Source organism: Serratia sp. CY52157, from assembly GCF_052168495.1.
GTDB classification, from domain to species: domain Bacteria; phylum Pseudomonadota; class Gammaproteobacteria; order Enterobacterales; family Enterobacteriaceae; genus Serratia; species Serratia ureilytica.
The window spans coordinates 182,206-197,624 of the sequence record NZ_JBJNMO010000002.1 but is presented as its reverse complement, the minus strand read 5'-3'; the positions used below and the strand labels follow the sequence as shown (position 1 = coordinate 197,624).

Here is a 15,419-nt window from a genome sequence, read left to right as displayed (position 1 = left end):
AACACCCTACGCCGAAGCGGCGCGCCGGCTACTCTTTAAACGTCAGCGCGGCGTAATAACCGTTTTCATCGAGCAGTATTTTGTTTTTTAATATCCGCACGATAACGGCATTGCTGCCGACCAGCCGATCGCCAACGCCATACCCGGTTTGCTTACCGCCATGTTCCACGATAACCAGGCTTTTTTCGGCGTTATCACTGAACAGCAGACCGGTTATCTTGCCGAGCGCCGCGGCCTCCGGCGCGTTAGCCAGCAGCTCGGCGCCGATCGCCCACTCGCCGACCTTATACCCGCGCGCCTTTTCGCCGCTTTTCGCCGCCTGATAGCGGCCAAACCAGTGTGCGTCGTTAATTTTCTCGATGTCATCTTCCTGGGGAAAGACGCCATGGCGCACTTGCTCACGCCCACTTTCAAGGTGCGGCTCAACGGGTTCGTTATTCACGGTTATCATTCGCCACACCTGAGAAAGCATGAACGTCAAATTAGCCAGGAAGAAAAGTAGAATAAAAAAGTCTATTAACCGCTTGCTCACTGGCCCCCCGGTTATTCAACGGCGCCAACGCTAAGCGGAAATGCCCAACACCATCGCCACGGAAAACAGCAGCGTGATGGCCAGCGCCACTTTATAATTCACGGCATCCAGCCACGTTCGCCGCTGTTTATTAGCCGCCGGTGCCAAGCATTGCTCCCGCGTATTCGCGCGTTCGCAGGCCTGGAAACTCAGCATCACGCCAAATCGGGGAATGGTTTTGATCACCTCGCCCGGAATACCGTGGCGGGAGAGCAAAGCGCGGCATTGGAATATCATTTGATAATAGTTATTGTCGCTGATGGTCTCATGGTTGCAGAACCAGACTGCGCGTATAATGTCATTTTTCTTATAGATGCCACTCAACAGGCACAGCATGAAACGCCGCTGCAATTCGGTCATTTCGATGAGCACATTCTCTTTTTTAAATAACAGCGTCTTTTCATTGTTGTTTAAGATCACCAACTCATTTTCCAACAGAGTCTCGTTCAGGGCAATGCTATGTATGTCCATCTCTCGCCTATCAGTTTAATGAAGTCCAAAGGCTCCCTGTGCCATTACCTTTGCACGCATGCGGCAGATGCATTTTCAACGCAAATAAGTGATTCGCCGTGTTAAGAGCTGGCTCAATTAATCATGTTAAAAATATTCATGCAACTTATTTATTTAAAATAAACAATATAAAATTAATCTAACAAAACAACACAAACTTAAAGCCATTAAGTCATTTAAAAACATAGTGATAGAAGAATTTATAAAATAAGTGAACCGCCATTAAATTCGATTAGTGATGCGAAAAATAGACAATGACCGATAATAACTCATGTTATTAGTTGTGCGCTAAAAAGACGGCGGAACGCTATAAACGGCAAATAAAATACATCTTTATCGGAGGGGCAATAAAGTAAACGTCAGGATTCAATATTGCATAAGAACATCGGCGAATAGGCATTGCTAAACATCAACGTGTTTTTATCAATGCTGCGAATATGATAAAACGTCGACTCATTGCTGAAAAAGTAGGTATAAATCTCTTCCGGTAAGGTATCACGCGGCGAATAGTTGACCTCGCCGTACTGAAATCGATAAAAACTCCCCTGCGAAACATAGCTGAAGTTAACCCGCCGATTGACGAAGTATTTCTTTTCACCGTCGTTGGCTAACCCCGACAGGACCATCACGCCCTTATCGCCGGACAAAAAGATGTAGTTTATTTTCAGCGACAGCTGAATGTCGTTATGGGCCGCCTGCGCGTCCAGTGAATTGAAATAATTGAACGTGGCGTTCGCTTCACAGGAAAAATCACTGAAGTCATGATGGCTGCGTATCAGGGAATACATCACGCTGCCGGTCAACACGCACAGGCCGACCAGCGTGGCTGACAGAATATTTAACTTTTTTTCCATGCCCGAATGTACTCGCTCTCACAGTTATGCAAAACAGCCGCACTGTCCTTCGTGCATTTGGCGATAAACTGGCGTCCGCTGTCTTCATTGGCATTTTGAGAACGGTTAACCTTGGTAATGACGACCTCGCCGGATCGGCAATGCCGGCCATACAAATCTTTCCTGACCAGAAACTGCAAGTAGCCGTCCTGGTGATTCGCCAAAAAATGGCCGGCATAGTAGATCGGGCAACCGTTCACCGTGCCGACGTAGGACAATACCTGCTTCTTTTCACTGTCGCGATGGTGCTTGTAATAGATGAAGCACAGCGCCAGAAAAGATAAGGGTACGACGATCGATAAACTGCGCAGCAGAATAAAAAAATAGTGATGGGTGTTTTTTGTCGTTGCGGCAGGTGACGCCAACGTCACCGCGGCATCGGCAAGCTGAGGGGGCTCGGGTAAATCAATCCGCAGTCGGTCGACAGGTATTATTCGATTAAGTCTATACCCCTTTTTGGATAGGGTAACGATGAGGCGCTCGTTGAAACCGACAGACGTCAATGCGCGTCGGGTCAGGCTGATATATTGATTTAACGTCGCGGAAGAGGCGCTCAAGCCGTGATCGGTCCAAACCTGCTGCAACAGCGTCTCGCGGCTCACCGTCTCATGGCCGTGTTCAAGCAAGCATTTGAATACTCTGGCATTGACGCTGGATAAGAAAACTTCCCGCCCCTTCTTTAAACTTTTCAATGAACCGTTTTCAGTATTAAATGTAATATCTTTATCAATGATATAAATCATGTTTAGCCTGACAGCGCACACGGGTTATTATTTAAACTTATTGAGCCAGTTCGACGACCGCCGCTAAGCGCGGATAGTTTTTTCGCACAGAGAAAAAACAATACTAACGTCATCCCAACAGGTGCGCAACTTTAAGAATTTTCCCCATCTCTCCATCCTTATTTGTCCCACAAATGGCGGTATACGCGTTATTTTTTCGCCGTCATCGGATCTGTTGGCAACAATACATTTCTATCAGGGGGATAAAGGCTAAAACGGTGCAGAGGACACGCTTCGCGATCGCGACGTGAAAGTAACGCCTGTTCAGCGTATCGACTTGATGAATAACGGGGAAGAGCGTTTTGCGGGACGCAAATGGGTGGGGACCCTGCCAGCTACATCCCGGCACACACGTCACCTGCTGCGGCTGCTTCCTTCCGGACCTGACCGAGTTCACAAGTTAGTGTTGCGGGAGAACCAACAGGGCCCCCATTGACGGCTTCTGTACTCCGAAGCGGTGGGCATTATCGGCGATGCCCCATCAAATAGCAAGCCAACCGGGGCCAACCGCTGTTTTCTTGCCCACCTGCATTGTGGCACACTCTCCGCCTGGGTTTTGACTCGCGCAGGAACTGCAACATGCAACCAGAAGACGCCTCTTTCAGCCAGCGGGTATTCCATATCGTGGCCGCTATTCCGTACGGCAAAGTCACCACCTACGGTGAAGTCGCCCGTCTGGCCGGTTCGCCGCGCGCCGCGCGTCAGGTCGGCGGCGTGCTGCGGCGTTTGCCGGAAGGCAGCACGCTGCCGTGGCACCGCGTAATCAACCGGCACGGGCAAATCTCGCAACAGGGGGAGGATTTTCAACGGCAACGGCAGGCATTGCTGGCGGAGGGAATTATTTTCGGCCCGCACAGCACGGTCGATTTCGATCGCTACGGCTGGCGCTGGTAAAACAAAACAGCCTTTGGCCGAAGCGCAAAGGCTGTTGATTGGGTCTTGCCGTACCGCAGCAGAATTACTGCATCGCGCTTGGCGCAGCCTGCATCGGCACGCCCTGCACCGGAACCAGCAGCAGATCGGCGCGGGTGCCGTTGCGGTTAACCACTTCCTGGATCGTGTCGGTAATGAACATCAGTCGCCCGTTGACCGTCACCGCCGCGCTCAGAATGATGCGCGCATTCGGTTGGATATCAGACGGGTTGTACGGCAGCGTAAAGTTGAACGGCGCTTGTTGCCCTTCGGTACGTATCGCGCGCTGTGCAATCACTTTGGACGGCGCATCCGCCAGCGAGGCATCAGAGAGGGTGACAGTCAGTACGGCGTCCGGCGGCAGCGCAATGCGCTGACGTATATTAACCGAACCTGTCACCGCCGGCCCCTGAATCTGCGTTTGCGCAGCCGCCGGGTTGCCGGCCGCCGGGTTGCCGGCCGCCGGTGTAGGCACATCAGCACTCTTTTGCGCGCATCCTGCCAGCGTGATCGTCAGTGCTGCGGCACCGCCTACGATTTGCCAGAGTTTCATGGATCGGTCTCCTTTTTTATTATCAACACGTTGGTGGCTTTCACCACCTCACTCATTAAACTTAGCACAAAACACTGATAAATCCACTTTGCCCCGCCTATTAATCACTTAGCCAGCCCAATGCGCTCACTATTAAGAGCATTCTCATCGGCCCTTTAACGCAACATATTGACGCCGCGCCGTGATATTCCGCACACTGCGCAAAATGATTATTAGAAAGGTAACAATTTTATGAGCCAGGCATTGCAAAACCTCCTCGATCTGTTGGATCTGGAGAAAATCGAAGAAGGGCTGTTCCGCGGCCAAAGCGAAGATCTGGGGCTGCGCCAGGTGTTCGGCGGGCAAGTGGTCGGCCAGGCGCTGTACGCCGCCAAACAGACGGTGCCGGACGAGCGCAGCGTGCACTCGTTCCACAGCTACTTCCTGCGCCCGGGCGACAGCAGCAAGCCGATCGTCTACGACGTGGAAACCCTGCGCGACGGCAACAGCTTCAGCGCCCGCCGCGTCAGCGCCATCCAGCACGGCAAACCTATCTTCTATATGACCGCCTCCTTCCAGAGCCCGGAAGAAGGTTTCGAGCACCAGAACCAGATGCCGGACGTCCCGCCGCCGGAAGGGCTGCTGTCCGAATCAGAGATTGCTCAGAAGCTGGCGCCGATGCTGCCGACCAAAGTACGCGAAAAATTTATCGGTCAGAAACCGATCGAAATGCGCCCGGTGAAATTCCACAACCCGTTGAAGGGCAGCGTGGAAGAACCGCATCGCTACGTGTGGTTCCGCGCCAACGGCAGCATGCCGGACGATGCGCGCATCCACCAATATCTGCTGGGCTACGCATCGGACTTTAACTTCCTGCCGACGGCGCTGCAGCCGCACGGCGTCGGCTTCCTCGAGCCGGGCATGCAGGTGGCCACCATCGACCATTCGATGTGGTTCCACCGCCCGTTCCGCATGGATGATTGGCTGCTGTACGCGGTGGAAAGCTCCTCCGCCTCCGGCGCACGCGGCTTTGTGCGCGGCCAGATCTACACCCGCGACGGCGTGCTGGTCGCCACCACCGTACAGGAAGGGGTGATTCGCCAACGCGACGCCTGATTTACGGCATAAAGAAAGGGGCGATGTTTCCATCGCCCCTTTTTGCTTCATCATTATTTTCGTATTTAGCGCACTGCCCTGCTTCGAGTCTTACTGGTTGTAGGCGCTCTCGCCGTGGCTGTTGACGTCCAACCCTTCGCGCTCCTGCTCTTCCGGCACTCTCAGCCCCACCATCGCGCCCGCGATCTTGAAGGCGATAAAGGCAGCGACGCTTGACCACACCAGCGTAATCACGACGCTCAGCAGTTGGATCCACACCTGATGCCCCATCGTCACCCCTTCGGCATAGCCGGTGCCGCCGAGGGAAGAAGCGGTGAACACGCCGGTCAGCAGACAGCCGACGATGCCGCACACGCCGTGCACGCCGAACACGTCGCAGGTGTCGTCCACTTTCAGCCATTTTTTCAACGTCACTACGCCCCACAGGCCGGCGACGCCGCCCACCAGGCCGATGATCAACGCGCCGCCCACGCCCACGGTGCCCGCCGCCGGCGTAACGGCAACCAGCCCGGCGATCATGCCGGAGCAGGCGCCCAACAGCGAAGGCTTACCGCGCAGCACCCACTCGGCGAAGGTCCAGGACAGAATGGCGCCCGCAGTAGCCACCACAGTGTTCAGGAATGCCAAGGCCGCGATGCCGTTAGCCGCGCTGGCGGAACCGGCGTTAAAGCCGAACCAGCCGATATACAAGATGGACGCGCCGGTAAACACCATCGGCAGGTTATGCGGTTTGAACGCCTCTTTACCGAAGCCGGCGCGTTTGCCGAGCAGATAGGCGCCGATCAGCCCGGCGCTGGCGGCGTTGATGTGCACCACGGTGCCGCCGGCGAAGTCCAGCGCACCGTCGGTGGCCAGATAGCCACCGCCCCACACCATGTGCGCGATCGGCAGGTAAGACAGGGTGAACCACACGATCGCGAAGATCAGCACCGCCGAGAAGCGAATGCGTTCGGCGAAGCCCCCTACCACCAGCGCCACGGTAATGCAGGCGAAGGAGGCCTGGAAAGCGACATGGATCATCTGGCTGATGCTGCCGGTGACGCTGTCGATGCCGATGCCTTTCAGCATCGCCGTCTGGAATCCGCCGAACACCGCATTGCCTTCGCTGAACGCCAGGCTGTAGCCATACAGCACCCACAGCACGCAGACCAGCGCGAAGGTGACGGTAACCTGCGTCAGCATCGACAGCACATTTTTGCCGCGCAGCAGGCCGCCGTAAAACAGCGCGATGCCGGGCAGCGTCATGAACAGCACCAACGCGGTGCAGATCATCATAAAGGCGTTGTCGGCCTTATCGGCGACCGCCGGGGCGGCCAGGGCCAAAGAAGGAACCAGGGTTACCGAACTCAGGCCCAACATGGATAACAGTCTTTTCATTATCAATCATCCCCATCACTTAACTGAGTTCGCGGTTACAGTGCCGATTCGTCGGTTTCGCCGGTGCGAATACGGATCACGCGTTGCAATTCGGCAACGAAAATTTTGCCGTCGCCGATTTTGCCGGTGTAGGCGGCTTTGCTAATGACATCAACCACTTCATCCAACTGATCGTCGGCGATGGCGATATCGATTTTGACCTTGGGCAGGAAATTGACGTTATATTCGGCGCCGCGATACAGCTCGGCGTGCCCTTTCTGGCGGCCAAAGCCCTTCACTTCGGTTACGGTCAACCCCTGAATGCCCACGGAGGACAAGGCCTCGCGCACGTCCTCCAGCTTGAACGGTTTGATTACCACGGTCACCAGCTTCATATTGCCTCTCCACGAATTAAGCCCAAACTCACCCCGGTACGCCTCATATGTAGCAAGGGCTGTGCCAAATTTTATTTTGCATGGCGATTCAGCGGATTAGCGGGCACGCGGGCGCCGCCGCGGCGCGGTGCAGTACCGATACCTTGAATGGGTTAAATAATGCGCACTGATTTGGTGCGCGTCGCGTCGAAAAAGTGCAGAAAGGGGGCGTAGCCTGGCGGAGTTGCCTGCTTGTGGTGCGTTGGGGAAAAATAAGGGCCGCGATCGCGGCCCGTGGGATCAGGCGGGTTGGCTCTCGTCGCGCACCGCTTCCGCCAACTGCTCGCCCGCCAGCTGCAGCTGATACATCTGGTAGTAGCGCCCCTGCTGCGCCAGCAGCTGTTGATGGTTGCCCTGCTCCACCGCCTGGCCGCGATGCAGCACCAGAATGGAATCGGCATCGACGATCGTCGAGAGGCGGTGAGCGATCACCACCAGCGTGGTGTGCTCGCGGATCACGCGCAGCGCCCGCTGGATAGCCTGCTCGGTGCCCGAGTCGATGTTGGCGGTCGCCTCGTCGAGGATCAGGATCTGCGGCGCCTGCACCAATACCCGCGCCATCGCCAGCAGCTGTTTCTGCCCGACCGACAGGTTATTGCCCTGCTCCCCCAGCCGGGTATGGATACCCTGCGGGAAGCCGCGCACCAGACTCGCCAGCTGCACCGTTTCCAGCGCCCGCCAGACGGCTTCTTCATCGATGTTGCGCCCCAGCGTCACGTTGGCCAGCACCGAATCGGCGATCACCACCGGATCCTGTTGCACCATCGCCACGCCCTGGCGCAGCGTGCGGTGCGACAGGCTGGAGAGCGGACGGCCGTCGAGACGCACTTCCCCTTCGCTGACCGGGTAATAGCCCATCAGCAGGTTAGCCAGCGTGCTCTTGCCGCTGCCGGTGTGGCCAACCAGCGCCACGAAGCCGCGTGAGGGCACCGCCAGCGAAATATGCTGCAGCACCTTTTTATCCGCACGGTAGGCGAAGCTCAGATCGGTGATGTCGATGCTGCCGCCGGCCAACGGACGATCGTCTGCGCCGTAGCTTTGCTGGCTGCGATCCATCAGTTCGAAAATACGTTCGCCGGCCACCACCGCCTGCTGCAGGATCGACTGTTGTGACGTCAACTCGATCAGCGGTTCGTTCAAACGCCCCAGGTAGTTGATGAAGGCATAGAGCACGCCGACGCCAATCACGCCTTCGCCGCTGAAGCCGAACAGCATCAACAGGCCGCACAGCACCAGCGCCGAAAACAGACTGAGCAGCGGCCGCAGCAGAAACCCGTCGAGCCGTAGGGTCTGCATGCGCGCAAGATAGTGCGACTGGCTGGCGGCGCTCATGCGCTCGCCGAAGCGCACCTGCTGGCGGAATTGCTGGATCACGCCCATGCCATTGATCACTTCGTTGAAACCGTCGTTGATGTCCGCCAGATAACTGCGCACCCGGCGCACAATCGGCGTGCTGTAATATTGATAGATGCCCATCACCACGAACACCGCCGGGAAGATGCAGATAGCCACTAACGCCATGCGCCAGTCGAGGCTGAACATCGCCACCAGCATAGCGCCGATCAGCGCGGCGCTTTTCAGCACCGTGGAGACCACCATCACGTACAGATCCTTGATCACTTCGGTGTCGTTGGTGACGCGCGAGATCAATTGCCCGACCGGTTGCGTGTCGAAGGCGCTGAGCGGCTGGCGCAACGCGGCGTCCATCACGTCGGTACGCAGCCGCTGCACCACGCCTACCGCCGCCTGGTTGAACAGCAGCGCCTGGAAGTAGTGCAGCGCCGCCGCCAGCAGCTCCAGCAGAATGTAGGCCGCCGCCAGCCCGCCGACAATCATCAGCGGCAGTTGCCCTTTGGCGACGTAATTATCGATAAAATAGCTGACCAGGATCGGCCCGGCGACTTCCGCCGCCGCCGCCACCCACAGCATCAGCACCGCCACCCCCAGCGGTTTGCGGTACGGCGAGCCGTAGGCCAGCAGCCGCTTCAGCGTCGGCCACAGCTTTTGCACTTTATTCATCGGCCAACGCCTCCTCGCCGTTTTCCGGTGCTTCGTCCAGCGCCGCTTCCAGCTGCTGATAACGGTACATATCGCGATACCAGCCCGGCTGCGCCGCCAGCGCCGCCGGATCGCCGCGCTGCGCCACGCCGCCGTGCTGCATCACCAGGATTTCGCTGGCTTCGGTCAATGCCGACAGCCGGTGCGCGCTGATGATCACCGTGCGATCTTGCCCCCAGCTGCGCAGGTTGTGCAGGATCTGGTGCTCGGTACGGCCGTCCACCGCCGACAACGCATCGTCGAGGATCAGGATCTCCGCATCCAGCAGCAACGCGCGCGCGATGGAGATGCGCTGTTTCTGGCCGCCCGACAGCATCACGCCGCGTTCGCCCACTTCGGTGTCATAGCCCTGCGGCAGCCGCAGAATGTCCTCATGGACGCTGGCCAGCCGCGCCGCCTGTTCAATCTGCGCCTGCGTCGCCCCCGGCTGGCCCAGCGCGATGTTGTTCGCCACGGTATCGGAGAACAGGAACGGCGTCTGGCTCACCACCGACAGCCGCGAACGCCAGTCGTCGAGCCTGACCTGCGGAAGCGGCAGGCCGTGATAGCGGATCTGTCCTTGGTCGACGTCGAACTGCCGCTGGATCAGCGACAGTAATGTCGACTTACCGGCCCCGGTCGGCCCGCACAGCCCCAGCATCTGCCCCGGCTTCAACGTCAGCGCCACGTCATGCAGCGCCGGGTGCGGGTTTTCCGGGTAGTGGAACGCGCGGATATCCACCTCCAGCACGCCGCGCCCGGCCGGCAACGCCTGCGGGCCGTCCTGCACCGCCGGCGCCTCGTCGAGCAGGCTGCGGATACGGCTGTAGGCCGCGCTGCCGCGCTCGACGATGTTGAACATCCAGGCCAGCGCCAGCATCGGCCAGATCATCAGGCCGAGGTACATCACAAAGCTGGTCAGTTGCCCGAGCGTCAGCGAACCGTTCACCACCATCCAGCTGCCGCCGCCGATGGCCAGCAGGTTAGAAGCGCCGATGGCGATATAAATGGTCGGATCGAAGCGCGCATCCACCCGCGCCACGTGCATGTTCTTGGCGCCGGTCTGCGCCGCGACGTCGGCGAAGCGGTTGGATTGGTGATCTTCCAGCCCGAAGGCCTTGATCATGCGGATGCTGGTCATGCTTTCCTGCGCCTGATCGTTGAGGCTGGAAAACGCCGCCTGCGCCGATTTAAAGCGCTGGTGCAGCTGATCGCCGTAATATTTGATGGCGATCGCCATCAGCGGCATCGGGATTAACGCCAACACCGTCAGCTGCCAGCTGATTTGGGTGCTCATCACCACCAGCACCACCAACCCCATCACCAGCGAATCCACCAGCGTCAGCACGCCTTCACCGGCGGCGAACACCACGCGATCCACGTCGTTGGTGGCGCGCGCCATCAGATCGCCGGTGCGGTGGCGCAGGTAGAACGCCGGGTTCTGCCGACTGAGCTGACGGTAAAAGTTTTCGCGCAGCTCGACCGCCAGCTGGTAGGAAGCGCCGAACAGCAGCACCCGCCACACATAGCGCAGCAGGTAAACGACGATCGCGGTGCCGATCATCAGCCCGAGCCAGGCCAACAGCACGCCGGTGGACATCTGTTTTTCGGTGACGCCGTCCACGATGATGCCGACCAGTTTAGGCGGCAGCAGTTGCAGGATGGCGATGACGATCAGCAATACCACCGCGCCCAGGTAGCGGCGCCACTCCCGGCGGAAGTACCAGCCGATTTGTGCAAATAATCTCACGCAGTTTGATTCCAGGGTTTTATGAGGTTTGTCTCTTTTTCCGCTTCAACGGAGCAGGATACCACCGTTGAGCCGCCCGTCCGGTGAACTTTTCACTCCGGCACCGGCAGCGCGGTGGTGTATTTGATTTTTTCCATGGCAAAGCTCGAGGTGACGTCGATAAGGCCCGGCACGCCGTTCACCAGGCGCTTGTAAAAACCGTCGTAACTTTTCATGTCCGCCACTTCGACCTGCATCAGGTAGTCGTACTCTCCCGCCATACGGTAGAACGCCAGCACCTCGGGCATCTGGCTGGTCAGCTGCACAAACGCCTGATACCACTCGCTGCTGTGCTGTTGGGTCTTGATCAGTACGAACGCCGTCAGCCCCAGGCCAAGCTTTTCGTTATCCAACAAGGCCACCCGGCCGCGGATATAGCCTTCGTCTTCCAGACGCTTCAGGCGCTTCCAGCACGGCGTAGAGGTCAAATTAACCGCATCGGCCAGCGCCTGCAGCGACTGGGTGCAATCTTGCTGCAGCATGCACAGCAGCTTACGGTCTGTTTTATCTAACATGGCGGCCACCTGGAGAAAAATTTTCTCCCATTAGGCGATTAAACAGGGAAAATGGCAATCCTTTTTTCCTGCCGACAGGCTATGCTACGCCATAAATCAGCCCCCTATTCTGAGGCCAAATCATGACAAACTCTTGGGTAAAATATGCTATCGGTGAAATAGAAGCGGATTTTCAACGCTCCGCCGATACGCACCTGATTCGCCTGAACCTGCCGGCGTTTCCCGGCATCTGCCTGTACCTGAAAGATGAGAGCACCCACCCGACCGGCAGCCTGAAACACCGCCTGGCGCGCTCGCTGTTCCTTTACGGCCTGTGCAACGGCTGGATCACCGAGAACACCACCATCATCGAGGCCTCTTCCGGCAGCACGGCGGTGTCCGAAGCCTACTTCGCGCGGCTGATCGGTCTGCCGTTCATCGCGGTGATGCCGTCCTGCACCGCACGCCGCAAGGTAGAACAGATCGCCTTTTACGGCGGCCGCTGTCACTTCGTCGATCACGCCGCCCAGATCTACGCCGCTTCCGAACAGCTGGCGAAAGAGCTGAACGGCCACTATATGGATCAGTTCACCTACGCCGAGCGCGCCACTGACTGGCGCGGCAACAACAATATCGCCGACAGCATCTTCCGCCAGATGGCGCGCGAACCCTTCCCGGTGCCGAAACACATCGTGATGAGCGCCGGCACCGGCGGCACCTCCGCCACGCTGGGGCGCTATATCCGTTATCAGGGGCACGACACCCGGTTGACGGTGGTCGATCCGGAAAACTCGGTGTTCTATGACTGCTTCCACCACGGTGATCGCACCCTGATCGGCAGCTGCGGCAGCCGTATCGAAGGCATCGGCCGCCCACGCGCCGAGCCGTCGTTCATCCCTTCGGTGGTCGATAACATGTTGCGGGTGCCGGACGCCGCCAGCGTCGCCACCATTCACTGGCTGGAGGCCGTGCTCGGCCGCAAGGTCGGTGCCTCCACCGGTACCAACGTCTGGGGCGCGCTGCAATTGGCGAAGCAGATGCGGGAAAACGGCGAGCAAGGGGCGATCGTCACCCTGCTGTGCGACAGCGGCGAGCGCTACCTCGATACCTATTACAACCCGGAGTGGGTCAGCAACAACATTGGCGATCTGCAACCGTATCTGGCGCAGCTGGCGGATTTGTAACGCCGGGCGCAACGTAAAAAAAAGCCGGGTAGTCATACCCGGCCGGCTGTAAGGAGAACCTCATTATTCGGGGGAATAGGTGAGGCAAGGTGAACGCAGCCAATGTTGTAAATAATGAGCCACCGCCTGTTGTTGGCAGTGGCCGATAACCGGCAGCTGCGGCAGCAGGGATTTCAGCTGCGGCAGGGCGTTCCCCATCACCACGCCGTGTCCCACCGCGCCCAGCATCTCTTTGTCGTTCATCGCATCGCCGAACGCCATGCAGTCGGCCATCGTCAATCCCAGGTGACGGCTCAGCCGGTCCAGCGCCGCGCCCTTGTTGCAACCGAGCGGCAGCACCTCCAGGCAATCGTAAGCGGAGAAACACAGATCGGCCTCGCCGCCCAGCTGCGCCCGCAGCTGCACCTGCAATTCCAGCAACGCCTCATGCGGTGCGACAAAGCACACCTTGCTGTTGCCGAACGCCGGTAAGCGGCGCACGTCAGCCAGTTGGAAACGAAAGCCGCTCAGGTGGTGCGCCTGCAGCATCTCTTCCGGCGCGGGGAACTCGGTCAGCCAACCTTCGTCGCGGAACACGTGCATGCTGGCGCGGGTGCGCCAATGATGATGCAGCACCTCTTCGGCGATCTCCGCCGGCAGATCGGTGGCGTGCAGCTGTTGGCCACGGTTGTCATACACCCGCGTGCCGTTGCCGGTGATCAGATAGCCCTGCAGCCCCAGCTGCGCCATGATCGGCTGCGCATCAAGGTAGTGCCGCCCGGTGGCGAACGTCACCACCATCTCCCGCTCCACCAGCTGGTTCAGCACCGCCAGCGTTTCCGGGCCAACCCGGTGATCCGGCATCAACAGCGTGCCGTCCATATCGAAAGCCGCCAGGCGATACATAAAGACCTCATGAATGTGAACGCGATTACAATCAGTGCAGTATGGGATGGTATTTGCGGAAGTAATAGTGAACAATTTGGGAAAACTGTTCCGGATTTCTGCTCATGCGCCTGGTTCACCGTCTCAGCCAATATCAACGCCTGTATCAACAGCTCGGCAACGCGCCGGTCGCCGTGACCATCGGCGAGCTGGCGGCAATGTTCTACTGCAGCGAACGCCATGCCCGCACGCTGGTGCAGCAGCTGCAGGATCAGGGCTGGCTGAGCTGGCATTCTCAGCCCGGCCGCGGCAAACGCGCCAGCCTGCACTGCCTGAAAACACCGGATGAGCTGCGCGCGCAGCTGTTGCAGCAGCTGTTGCAACAGGGCAATCATCAGGGGGCGCTGGAGATGGCGCAGCTCGATCCGCAACACCTGCAGGATCTGCTCAGCCCGCACCTCGGCGGGCAATGGCAAGCCGGCAGCCCGACGCTGCGCATTCCCTATTACCGTACGCTGGAGGCGCTCGATCCGCTCACGCTGACCGGCCGCGCCGAGCAACATCTGGTGTCGACCCTGCACGCCGGGCTGACGCGCCTGATGACCGGTAACCCGGAGCCGCAGCCCGATCTGGCGCACCACTGGCAGATAAGCGATGGCGGCCTGCGCTGGCGGTTCTTTTTGCGTAGCCAGCTGCGCTGGCACAACGGCGAACCGTTGACCGGCCAGCAACTGCTGCAAACGCTGGAAAAACTGCTGGGCCATCCACGCAGCCAACCCAGCCTGAGCAGCGTCGCGAACGTCAGCCTGCCTCATCCGCTGTGCATTCAGTTCGACCTGCACCTGCCGGACTATTGGCTGGCACACCGGCTGGCGGAGCTGCCTTGTCTGATGACGCACCCCGAACTGCCGGCCATCGGCGCCGGCCCATTTAAACTGGCGTTGAATGAACCGCAGTTGGTGAGGCTGGAACAGCATGCCGGTTACCATCTGCAGCATCCGTATCTGGACACCATCGAATACTGGATCACGCCCGATCTGCCCATCACCGGCGCCGACGCCAGCTGCCGGCATCCGGTGCGCATCACCATCGGTCAGCAAGACGATTTGGCGCAGGCCCGGCCGGTGCAGCGCAGCATGAGCCTGGGCTGGTGTTATCTGGCGCTGAACCTGCGCCACGGCGTGCTGAGCGAAGCCCAGGGGCAAAAGCTGCTGATGCTGATCCAGCAGTCCGGCCTGCTCAGCCATCTGCCGATCCCCAACAGCGTGATCACCCCCAGCCATGAAATGCTGCCCGGCTGGCGCATCCCCAGCCAACGGATTGAAGAAGATGTCCCGCTGCCCGCTCGGCTAACATTGCTGTATCGGCCGCCGGTCGAGCTGGAAACGGTGACGGTCGCGCTACAGCGGCTGCTCGCGCAGCACGGCTGCGAGCTGGAAGTGCGTTACTACGCCGGCAAACGCTGGCAAAGCGAGGCGCAGATCGCCCAGGCCGACCTGCTGCTGGCGGACAACCTGATCGGCGAGGCGCCGGAGGCGACGCTGGAGAGCTGGCTGCGGCAGGATTCGCTGTGGCGCGGCATCCTGACGGCAAGCCGCTGGCAGCAGCAACAGGAGACGCTGCGGGAGATCCAACAGCTGCAGGCGCAGCCACTGCGCTTCGAACGGCTGCAGGCCTATTATCAACAGCTGATGGCCGCCGCCATCATCACGCCGCTGTTCCACTACCAGTATCAGATCAGCGCGCCGCCGCGTATGCATGGCGTGACGCTGACCGCCCATGGCTGGTTCGATTTTTGCCAGGCGTGGCTGCCGCCGCCGGTGGATGACGCACCGACCGGAGCCGAACCGCCCTGCGCCTGACGGCCCTTTCTGCTACTATTGTCGCCGCAACGCAATTTTTATCCTGCCGCCCGAATGTGTATCGGGAATGGCCAAAGCCCAAA

Annotated in this window: 15 protein-coding genes and 1 other RNA gene; 4 read left to right on the top strand and 12 right to left on the bottom strand. The window is 58.9% G+C overall.

The window, feature by feature from the left end:
- Nucleotides 1–28: 28 nt before the first annotated feature.
- The 5 genes from ACJ8IP_RS10675 to ffs form a co-directional block, all read right to left on the bottom strand.
- Nucleotides 29–532, bottom strand: coding sequence for a type II secretion system protein N (locus ACJ8IP_RS10675; protein ID WP_042783791.1), 504 nt, complete (start codon nt 530–532; stop codon nt 29–31).
- 30 nt (nt 533–562) lie between these two features.
- Nucleotides 563–1,006, bottom strand: a complete 444-nt coding sequence (locus tag ACJ8IP_RS10670; protein ID WP_226772955.1) for a winged helix-turn-helix domain-containing protein — start codon at nt 1,004–1,006, stop codon at nt 563–565.
- Between the two features lie 434 nt (nt 1,007–1,440).
- Nucleotides 1,441–1,935 carry a FidL-like protein gene (locus ACJ8IP_RS10665; protein WP_033642090.1) on the bottom strand — a complete coding sequence of 165 codons (495 nt, stop codon included), beginning with the start codon at nt 1,933–1,935 and terminating at the stop codon, nt 1,441–1,443.
- Nucleotides 1,920–2,717: a winged helix-turn-helix domain-containing protein gene (locus tag ACJ8IP_RS10660; RefSeq protein WP_033642089.1), complete on the bottom strand. Its 798-nt coding sequence runs from the start codon at nt 2,715–2,717 to the stop codon at nt 1,920–1,922. Before ACJ8IP_RS10660 ends, ACJ8IP_RS10665 begins: the two co-directional genes overlap by 16 nt.
- 365 nt (nt 2,718–3,082) lie before the next feature.
- Nucleotides 3,083–3,179, bottom strand: an RNA gene (gene ffs / locus ACJ8IP_RS10655) — signal recognition particle sRNA small type.
- 156 nt (nt 3,180–3,335) lie between these two features.
- On the opposite strand from ffs, the gene ACJ8IP_RS10650 reads away from it, so the two are divergent.
- The gene (locus ACJ8IP_RS10650) at nt 3,336–3,650 is read left to right on the top strand and encodes an MGMT family protein (protein WP_033642088.1); all 315 of its coding nucleotides are present in this window, start codon (nt 3,336–3,338) and stop codon (nt 3,648–3,650) included.
- Between the two features lie 64 nt (nt 3,651–3,714).
- On the opposite strand, the gene ACJ8IP_RS10645 is transcribed toward ACJ8IP_RS10650, so the two are convergent.
- Nucleotides 3,715–4,221: a YbaY family lipoprotein gene (locus tag ACJ8IP_RS10645; RefSeq protein WP_442524395.1), complete on the bottom strand. Its 507-nt coding sequence runs from the start codon at nt 4,219–4,221 to the stop codon at nt 3,715–3,717.
- Nucleotides 4,222–4,452: 231 nt separating this feature from the next.
- On the opposite strand from ACJ8IP_RS10645, the gene tesB reads away from it, so the two are divergent.
- A complete protein-coding gene (gene tesB / locus ACJ8IP_RS10640; protein ID WP_033642086.1) occupies nt 4,453–5,316 on the top strand; it encodes an acyl-CoA thioesterase II in 864 nt (287 codons plus the stop codon).
- 90 nt (nt 5,317–5,406) lie between these two features.
- Here tesB and amtB read toward each other — a convergent pair whose 3' ends face one another.
- From amtB to ACJ8IP_RS10615, 5 genes are all read right to left on the bottom strand, one after another.
- A complete protein-coding gene (gene amtB, locus ACJ8IP_RS10635) occupies nt 5,407–6,693 on the bottom strand; it encodes an ammonium transporter AmtB (RefSeq protein ID WP_042783788.1) in 1,287 nt (428 codons plus the stop codon).
- Between the two features lie 35 nt (nt 6,694–6,728).
- The gene (gene glnK, locus ACJ8IP_RS10630; protein ID WP_004940327.1) at nt 6,729–7,067 is read right to left on the bottom strand and encodes a P-II family nitrogen regulator; all 339 of its coding nucleotides are present in this window, start codon (nt 7,065–7,067) and stop codon (nt 6,729–6,731) included.
- 279 nt (nt 7,068–7,346) lie between these two features.
- Nucleotides 7,347–9,125, bottom strand: a complete 1,779-nt coding sequence (gene smdB, locus ACJ8IP_RS10625) for a multidrug efflux ABC transporter permease/ATP-binding subunit SmdB (RefSeq protein WP_033642082.1) — start codon at nt 9,123–9,125, stop codon at nt 7,347–7,349.
- The gene (smdA, locus tag ACJ8IP_RS10620) at nt 9,118–10,893 is read right to left on the bottom strand and encodes a multidrug efflux ABC transporter permease/ATP-binding subunit SmdA (RefSeq protein ID WP_033642081.1); all 1,776 of its coding nucleotides are present in this window, start codon (nt 10,891–10,893) and stop codon (nt 9,118–9,120) included. Before smdA ends, smdB begins: the two co-directional genes overlap by 8 nt.
- 92 nt (nt 10,894–10,985) lie before the next feature.
- The gene (locus ACJ8IP_RS10615) at nt 10,986–11,447 is read right to left on the bottom strand and encodes an Lrp/AsnC family transcriptional regulator (RefSeq protein WP_004940330.1); all 462 of its coding nucleotides are present in this window, start codon (nt 11,445–11,447) and stop codon (nt 10,986–10,988) included.
- 122 nt (nt 11,448–11,569) lie between these two features.
- Here ACJ8IP_RS10615 and ACJ8IP_RS10610 point away from each other — a divergent pair, with 122 nt between their 5' ends.
- Nucleotides 11,570–12,610: a PLP-dependent cysteine synthase family protein gene (locus tag ACJ8IP_RS10610; RefSeq protein WP_033642080.1), complete on the top strand. Its 1,041-nt coding sequence runs from the start codon at nt 11,570–11,572 to the stop codon at nt 12,608–12,610.
- A 63-nt stretch (nt 12,611–12,673) separates the two neighbouring features.
- Here the strand turns inward: ACJ8IP_RS10610 and cof are convergent, their stop codons facing one another.
- Nucleotides 12,674–13,495 (bottom strand): HMP-PP phosphatase, encoded by an 822-nt coding sequence (gene cof / locus ACJ8IP_RS10605; RefSeq protein ID WP_094142063.1) that lies wholly within the window; start codon nt 13,493–13,495, stop codon nt 12,674–12,676.
- 104 nt (nt 13,496–13,599) lie between these two features.
- Between cof and ACJ8IP_RS10600 the strand changes: the two genes are divergently transcribed.
- The gene (locus ACJ8IP_RS10600; protein ID WP_047025762.1) at nt 13,600–15,336 is read left to right on the top strand and encodes an SgrR family transcriptional regulator; all 1,737 of its coding nucleotides are present in this window, start codon (nt 13,600–13,602) and stop codon (nt 15,334–15,336) included.
- Nucleotides 15,337–15,419 lie beyond the last annotated feature (83 nt).

What these genes read in the sequence shown, in the direction of transcription:
- cof (WP_094142063.1), bottom strand. Translation starts at nt 13,495, where the DNA reads ATGTATCGCCTGGCGGCTTTCGATATGGACGGCACGCTGTTGATGCCG.
- ACJ8IP_RS10650 (WP_033642088.1), top strand. Translation starts at nt 3,336, where the DNA reads ATGCAACCAGAAGACGCCTCTTTCAGCCAGCGGGTATTCCATATCGTG.
- ACJ8IP_RS10660 (WP_033642089.1), bottom strand. Translation starts at nt 2,717, where the DNA reads ATGATTTATATCATTGATAAAGATATTACATTTAATACTGAAAACGGT.
- tesB (WP_033642086.1), top strand. Translation starts at nt 4,453, where the DNA reads ATGAGCCAGGCATTGCAAAACCTCCTCGATCTGTTGGATCTGGAGAAA.
- glnK (WP_004940327.1), bottom strand. Translation starts at nt 7,067, where the DNA reads ATGAAGCTGGTGACCGTGGTAATCAAACCGTTCAAGCTGGAGGACGTG.
- ACJ8IP_RS10645 (WP_442524395.1), bottom strand. Translation starts at nt 4,221, where the DNA reads ATGAAACTCTGGCAAATCGTAGGCGGTGCCGCAGCACTGACGATCACG.
- ACJ8IP_RS10610 (WP_033642080.1), top strand. Translation starts at nt 11,570, where the DNA reads ATGACAAACTCTTGGGTAAAATATGCTATCGGTGAAATAGAAGCGGAT.
- amtB (WP_042783788.1), bottom strand. Translation starts at nt 6,693, where the DNA reads ATGAAAAGACTGTTATCCATGTTGGGCCTGAGTTCGGTAACCCTGGTT.
- ACJ8IP_RS10600 (WP_047025762.1), top strand. Translation starts at nt 13,600, where the DNA reads ATGCGCCTGGTTCACCGTCTCAGCCAATATCAACGCCTGTATCAACAG.
- ACJ8IP_RS10665 (WP_033642090.1), bottom strand. Translation starts at nt 1,935, where the DNA reads ATGGAAAAAAAGTTAAATATTCTGTCAGCCACGCTGGTCGGCCTGTGC.
- smdB (WP_033642082.1), bottom strand. Translation starts at nt 9,125, where the DNA reads ATGAATAAAGTGCAAAAGCTGTGGCCGACGCTGAAGCGGCTGCTGGCC.
- ACJ8IP_RS10615 (WP_004940330.1), bottom strand. Translation starts at nt 11,447, where the DNA reads ATGTTAGATAAAACAGACCGTAAGCTGCTGTGCATGCTGCAGCAAGAT.